The sequence below is a fragment of the Burkholderia sp. AU4i genome (genome assembly GCF_000466765.1).
GTDB lineage: Bacteria > Pseudomonadota > Gammaproteobacteria > Burkholderiales > Burkholderiaceae > Burkholderia > Burkholderia cepacia.
In genome coordinates, this window is sequence record NZ_ASSI01000351.1 from 1 (window position 1) to 4,787 (window position 4,787).

Below are 4,787 nucleotides of genomic sequence, written 5' to 3' on the forward strand. Positions count from 1 at the left end.
CAACCAGGCGTGGGCGATCGCGCGCCCACTCGCGCGGCGGCTCGGCGTGCGCGCGGATGCGGCGCTGCTCGCACGCGTCGCCGACACCGCGCCGCAGTCGCGGCTCGACCGGCACGCACGGCGCGACAACGTGATCGCGGCATTCGCGGTGGCGGGCGGCGTCGCCGGCCGCCACGTTGCGCTCGTCGACGACGTGATGACGTCCGGCGCGACGCTCGCGGCCGCCGCGCACGCACTGAAGGCGGCGGGCGCCGCACGCGTGACGAATCTGGTTGCGCTGCGCACCGCCAGGGATTAATTAGATAGAGAGGCCGACCGACCGGACACGGCGGCGGCCGTCACGAACCGGCCGGCCGGGAACGCGCGCGTAGCGCCGCCCCGGCCGGCCCAGCGAAATCGAAACATGTTCAACGTCGTCCTCGTCGCCCCCGAAATCCCGCCGAACACCGGCAACGTGATCCGCCTGTGCGCCAACACGGGCGCGCGCCTGCACCTGATCGAGCCGCTCGGCTTCCCGCTCGACGACGCGCGGATGCGCCGTGCGGGCCTCGACTATCACGAGTATGCGCAGATGCGCGTACACCGCGACTGGGACGCGTTCATCGCGGCGGAAACGCCCGATCCGGCGCGAATGTTCGCGTTCACGACACGCGGCTCGGGCCGCTTCCACGATCATGCGTTCCTGCCGGGCGACTGGTTCGTGTTCGGCTCGGAGACGCGCGGCCTGCCCGCCGAACTGCTCGAGCGCTTCCCGAACGAACAGCGCGTGCGCCTGCCGATGCGGCCGGACAACCGCAGCCTGAACCTGTCGAACACGGTCGCGGTGGTCGTGTTCGAGGCGTGGCGCCAGGCCGGTTTCGAAGGCGGTGCATGACGCAGGGACGGCGCCTCCCACCCCGCGGAAAGCGTCACATCCGCGCGAGCCGCGCGCGGTACAGGTCGTAGATGTCGGGGGAAAAGCACGCGAACACCACGCGAGCGAGGTTCGGCGCCTGCGGCAGCATTTCGGCGACGGTGCCCACGGCGATGTCGACGGCTTCTTCGGCCGGATAACGATAGATTCCGCAGCTGATCGCCGGGAACGCGATCGACGTCGCCGCGACCTCCTCGGCCAGCTCGATCGCGCGGCGGTAGCACGACGCGAGCAGGTCGGCCTCGCCGCGCCCGCCGCCATGCCACACGGGCCCGACCGCATGGATCACGTAACGCGCCGGCAGCCCGTGGCCGCGCGTGAGCCTGGCGTCGCCCGTGTCGCAGCCGCCGAGCGTGCGGCACTCGGCGAGCAGGCCGGGGCCGGCCGCGCGGTGGATCGCGCCGTCGACGCCGCCCCCGCCGAGCAGCGAGCCGTTCGCGGCGTTGACGATCGCGTCGACATCGAGCGTCGTGATGTCGACGACCTGCGCATCGAGCGTGGTGGAATGGATCTGCAGCATGACAACCTCCCGGAACGCCGGAGACTGTTCAAGCGTAGCGCGCTTTGACGCCGCGCGCCCGCGGCGAACACGGCGCCAGGCGGCGCCGGGTCGCGCTACTCAGCGCGCGCGTCGCGCCGCAGCAGGCCGCTGACGGCGTCGCGCGGCGCGATGCCGTCGAACAGCACGCCGCACACGGCTTCGGTGATCGGCATTTCGATCGACTGCGCCCGCGCGATGGCCAGCACGGCCTGCGCACAGCGCACGCCTTCGGCCACGTGGCCGAGCGCGCCGAGGATGTCGTTCAGCGTGCGGCCGGCCGCCAGTTGCAGGCCGACCGTGCGGTTGCGCGACAGGTCGCCCGTCGCGGTGAGGATCAGGTCGCCGAGGCCGGTCAGTCCCGTGAAGGTTTCCGCACGGCCGCCGAGCGCGACGCCGAGCCGCGACATTTCGGCGAGGCCGCGCGTGATCAGCGCGGCACGCGCGTTCAGCCCGAGGCCAAGGCCGTCGGCGATACCGGTCGCGATCGCGAGCACGTTCTTCACCGCGCCGCCGACCTCGACGCCGACCACGTCGTCACCCGTATAGATCCGCATCGCGCCGTGATGGAACGCGGCGAGCGTGCGCTCGCGGCATTCGGCGGACGTGCTCGCCACCGTCAGCGCGACGGGCAGCGACTGCCCGACCTCGCGTGCGAAGCTCGGCCCCGACAGCACGCCGTTGCTGTGCTGTTCGGGCAGCTCGGCCGCGATCACCTGGTGCGGCAGCAGATGCGTATCGGCCTCGAAGCCCTTGCAGACCCAGACGATGTGCGCGGGCACGCAGCCCGCAGCGCGCATCGCATGACACAGCGTGCGCAGCCCGGCCACCGGCGCGGCGATCACGCACAGAGCGTCGTCCGCGGCGCCGTGCGCGAGCGCGGCGCCGAGATCGGCGTCGTAGCGCAACGCGTCAGGCAGCGCGATGCCGTCCAGATAGCGGGAATTTTCGTGCCGGGCCTGCAGCCCGGCGATGAGCGCGGCATCGCGCGCCCACAGAAGCGTATCGTGCCGCGCGGCCAGATGGCCCGCGAGCGCGGTGCCCCAGGCACCGGCGCCGAGAACGGCTACTTTCATACCCAGCACCGGTCCTCCGAGCAAAACGTCAGTTCAGCGTCGTGCCGTTCGGCGCGCCTGCTGCAGCACCGGCCTGCTGCTGAAGCTGCGCGAGACGCTGTTCGTACAGCGCCTGGAAGTTGATTTCCGCCAGGTGGATCGGCGGGAAGCCCGCGCGCGTGATCGCGTCGGCGATGTTCGAACGCAGGTACGGGAACAGGATCGTCGGGCACGCGATGCCGACGAGCGGGTCGAGCTGTTCGTCCGGAATGTTGCGGATGTCGAAAATGCCGGCCTGCTTCGCTTCGATCAGGAACGCGACCTTGTCCTTCACCTTCGCGGTGACGGTGCCCGACACGACGACTTCGAACACGCTTTCCGCGAGGCGGTCGGCCTTCACGTCGACTTCGACTTCAACCGACGGCATGTCCTGCTCGAGGAAGATCGCCGGCGAATTCGGCTGCTCGAGCGACATATCCTTCAGGTAGACGCGCTGGATGTTGAAGAACGGTTGGTTTTCGACGTCGGACATGGTGTTTCCCTAAAAGTGGTGACGGGGCGGCCCGGCTTCGCGCCGGCCGCCACGGATGAATCCTGCGCGCCCAAGCCGCGGCGCGGCCGGCGGCCATTCTGCCCTAATCAGGCCGCTTGCAGAAGCGGAACGAGCCCGCCTTCGCGGTCGAGCTTCGACAGATCGTCGTAGCCGCCGACGTGCGTGTCGCCGATATAGATCTGCGGCACCGTGCGGCGCCCCGTGCGCGACATCATTTCGTCGCGGCGGGCCGGATCGCGGTCGATCAGCACCTTCTCGATCTGCTCGACACCGCGCAGCTTCAGCAGGCGCTCGGCCTGGATGCAATACGGACACACCTGCGTGCTGTACATCAAAACCTTGTTCACTTCGCCACTCCTTGTTTGACGACCGGCATCCCGGCCTGCTGCCAGGCAGCCACGCCGCCCTCGAGCACGTGCACCTCGGCGTAGCCCGCCGCCTCGACCTCGCGCGCCGCCTTCTGCGACTGCTGGCCGTTCTGGCAGACGAGCAGCACCGGCGTGCTCTTGTTCTTCGCGACCTGCGCGATCTTCGCGCCGATCTCGCCCGCCGCGACCTGACGGGCCGACGGCAGGTGGCCGGCCGCGAAGTCGGACGCAGCGCGCACGTCGATCACGACCGCGTTGCGGCGGTTGATGAGTTGCGTCGCCTCTGCGGCCGACAGGCCGCCGCGACCGCGGCGCAGCGCGGGCCAGGCCAGCAGGCCGCCGGATACCACCAGGATCGCGATAAGGGCCAGGTTGGTGTAATCGGTAAAGAACGTCACGGAATTCCGCCGGAAAAAGAGAAATCGGATGAGGACAATCCCGCCATTATAAAATAACCGTCTTGCGCGATGGCGGGCCCCGGTCGGGTCCCGTACGACGCGCCCCGCTTCCCTATCACTACCGACCGCAAGATCCATGTACAAACTCGTTCTCATCCGCCACGGCGAATCGACGTGGAACAAGGAAAACCGCTTCACCGGCTGGGTCGACGTCGACCTGACCGAACAGGGTCGCAACGAGGCCTACCAGGCCGGCGAATTGCTCAAGGAGGCCGGCTACACGTTCGACATCGCGTACACGTCGGTACTCAAGCGCGCGATCCGCACGCTGTGGCACGTGCAGGACCGGATGGACCTGATGTACCTGCCGGTCGTCCACTCGTGGCGCCTGAACGAGCGCCACTACGGCGCGCTGTCGGGCCTGAACAAGGCGGAAACGGCCGCGAAGTTCGGCGACGACCAGGTGCTCGTGTGGCGCCGCAGCTACGACACGCCGCCGCCCGCGCTCGAGCCGACCGACGAACGCGCGCCGTTCAACGACCCGCGCTACGCGAAGGTGCCGCGCGAGCAGTTGCCGCTCACCGAGTGCCTGAAGGACACGGTCGCGCGCGTGCTGCCGCTGTGGAACGAGTCGATCGCCCCGGCAGTCCGCGCCGGCAAGCAGGTGCTGATCGCCGCGCACGGCAACTCGCTGCGCGCGCTGATCAAGTACCTCGACGGCATCTCGGACAGCGACATCGTCGGCCTGAACATCCCGAACGGCGTGCCGCTCGTGTATGAACTCGACGAGAACCTGAAGCCGATCAAGCACTATTACCTCGGCGATCAGGACGCGATCGCGCAGGCGCAGGCCGCCGTCGCGAAGCAGGGCAAGGCGGGCTGACGCCCGTCGGCCGGGCGAGTCGGCCGGGTGAGCCGGCCGGGTGAGCCTGCCGGGCCGGGCGGGCGGCGTCCGGCCCGGC

Annotated in this window: 8 protein-coding genes; 3 read left to right on the forward strand and 5 right to left on the reverse strand. The window is 69.6% G+C overall.

Annotated elements, in window-relative coordinates; genetic code table 11:
- Window positions 1-298 (forward strand): ComF family protein (locus L810_RS42305; RefSeq protein WP_042978358.1); only part of this gene is annotated, 298 nt, incomplete at its 5' end.
- 105 nt (window positions 299-403) lie between these two features.
- Window positions 404-874 (forward strand): tRNA (uridine(34)/cytosine(34)/5-carboxymethylaminomethyluridine(34)-2'-O)-methyltransferase TrmL, encoded by a 471-nt coding sequence (gene trmL / locus L810_RS42310; protein ID WP_021164234.1) that lies wholly within the window; start codon window positions 404-406, stop codon window positions 872-874.
- Window positions 875-908: 34 nt separating this feature from the next.
- Here the strand turns inward: trmL and L810_RS42315 are convergent, their stop codons facing one another.
- The 5 genes from L810_RS42315 to L810_RS42335 all read right to left on the reverse strand — a co-directional run bounded on the left by L810_RS42315 (window position 909) and on the right by L810_RS42335 (window position 3,825).
- Window positions 909-1,433, reverse strand: coding sequence for an O-acetyl-ADP-ribose deacetylase (locus L810_RS42315; RefSeq protein WP_021164235.1), 525 nt, complete (start codon window positions 1,431-1,433; stop codon window positions 909-911).
- Between the two features lie 95 nt (window positions 1,434-1,528).
- Window positions 1,529-2,527, reverse strand: coding sequence for an NAD(P)H-dependent glycerol-3-phosphate dehydrogenase (locus L810_RS42320; RefSeq protein WP_027789057.1), 999 nt, complete (start codon window positions 2,525-2,527; stop codon window positions 1,529-1,531).
- A gap of 28 nt (window positions 2,528-2,555) precedes the next feature.
- A complete protein-coding gene (secB, locus tag L810_RS42325; RefSeq protein WP_011353285.1) occupies window positions 2,556-3,038 on the reverse strand; it encodes a protein-export chaperone SecB in 483 nt (160 codons plus the stop codon).
- A gap of 107 nt (window positions 3,039-3,145) precedes the next feature.
- Window positions 3,146-3,406 carry a glutaredoxin 3 gene (grxC, locus tag L810_RS42330; protein ID WP_021164237.1) on the reverse strand — a complete coding sequence of 87 codons (261 nt, stop codon included), beginning with the start codon at window positions 3,404-3,406 and terminating at the stop codon, window positions 3,146-3,148.
- On the reverse strand, window positions 3,403-3,825 hold the full coding sequence (locus tag L810_RS42335; protein WP_021164238.1) for a rhodanese-like domain-containing protein: 423 nt from the start codon (window positions 3,823-3,825) through the stop codon (window positions 3,403-3,405). Before L810_RS42335 ends, grxC begins: the two co-directional genes overlap by 4 nt.
- A 136-nt stretch (window positions 3,826-3,961) precedes the next feature.
- Here L810_RS42335 and gpmA point away from each other — a divergent pair, with 136 nt between their 5' ends.
- The gene (gpmA, locus tag L810_RS42340) at window positions 3,962-4,708 is read left to right on the forward strand and encodes a 2,3-diphosphoglycerate-dependent phosphoglycerate mutase (protein WP_021164239.1); all 747 of its coding nucleotides are present in this window, start codon (window positions 3,962-3,964) and stop codon (window positions 4,706-4,708) included.
- The last annotated feature ends 79 nt before the right edge of the window (window positions 4,709-4,787 follow it).

Bases quoted from the DNA above. Each gene is read 5' to 3' on its own strand.
- trmL (WP_021164234.1), top strand. From the start codon at position 404: ATGTTCAACGTCGTCCTCGTCGCCCCCGAAATCCCGCCGAACACCGGC.
- L810_RS42315 (WP_021164235.1), bottom strand. From the start codon at position 1,433: ATGCTGCAGATCCATTCCACCACGCTCGATGCGCAGGTCGTCGACATC.
- L810_RS42320 (WP_027789057.1), bottom strand. From the start codon at position 2,527: ATGAAAGTAGCCGTTCTCGGCGCCGGTGCCTGGGGCACCGCGCTCGCG.
- secB (WP_011353285.1), bottom strand. From the start codon at position 3,038: ATGTCCGACGTCGAAAACCAACCGTTCTTCAACATCCAGCGCGTCTAC.
- gpmA (WP_021164239.1), top strand. From the start codon at position 3,962: ATGTACAAACTCGTTCTCATCCGCCACGGCGAATCGACGTGGAACAAG.